Origin of the sequence: Proteiniphilum sp. UBA5463, from assembly GCF_002427225.1 — a bacterium.
Classification (GTDB): Bacteria; Bacteroidota; Bacteroidia; order Bacteroidales; family Dysgonomonadaceae; genus Proteiniphilum; species Proteiniphilum propionicum.
Genome location: NZ_DIQL01000059.1, coordinates 1 through 954 on the forward strand (window position 1 = coordinate 1; position 954 = coordinate 954).

At 49.5% G+C, this 954-nt stretch carries 1 protein-coding gene; it reads right to left on the reverse strand.

The window, feature by feature from the left end:
- Positions 1-954 (reverse strand): TonB-dependent receptor domain-containing protein (locus B3B27_RS11015; RefSeq protein WP_286847428.1); only part of this gene is annotated, 954 nt, incomplete at both ends.

Genomic DNA, 954 nt, shown 5'->3' on the forward strand with positions numbered 1-954 from the left:
CCAGCTGGTTTCCGGATCATAGGAGAGCTGTTCTTCAAGTGTTGGCTTAGTGCCGTCACCATGTGGCGCCCCTCCAGGCATGGGCATATTGGGAGGCATTTTCGCTGCAATTCCTTCCATGATCGACGCCGCCAATGCACCCTGCAATATTTTGGAGAATACTTGTTCATTATATCCGCCGGTCTTGTACCCTTTGGAGGCAGACAGGTAGATGTGGGCGGTGGGGGTGAACTGGTATTGGAGAGCAAACTTAGGTAATATCTTCCAGAAGTCTTTGCTATAGCTTCCCGTCAGCAATGTGTCGCCCTCTATAAACATGGAAGGCATGGGACGGTTGGGAATATTAAACTGGAGATTTACATCGCCACCCTCGCTTTCAGTAAAAAAGTCAAGCCCTGTATGTTCGTAGTCGAAACGGATGCCGGCCGTACCGGACAAACCCGTCACTCCAAAAAGATCGTTCACCGTAGATTGATGAAAGAATGCAGCCCCTCTTGAGGGTTTGGTATACACACCCGGCAAATCGATCTGGTCATTGGCATAGGATATTGTTAAAGGTGCTTTGGCTGTAAAAGCATCGAGATGTGCCTGCATGGCTGCAATTCCCTCCTTTTTGATGGCTACCGGTGTGTCGATCACCCGGTGATCATAGAAACCAAAGGCTCCCAGCACCCAGCGATATTTCCGCTGTGAGTCCGACTTCACCGTGATCTCCTGGCTCAGCGAGTGTTGCTTCTGCATCTGACGAATGGAAAATACCGATTTGGGGGAGTAATCCTGATCCATCTTCATATCGTCTTTCAGATACTGATAACCTGTGGTAGAGTGAATACTATAGCCCTTCCCGGAATAATCCAGCGACAGACCGTTTGTAAAAAGGTGCCGGTCGTACGACGAGGGTTCGTTAAAATTGGATGCGGTGGAATCCTTATGCATATAGGGGAAGGCGCCTCC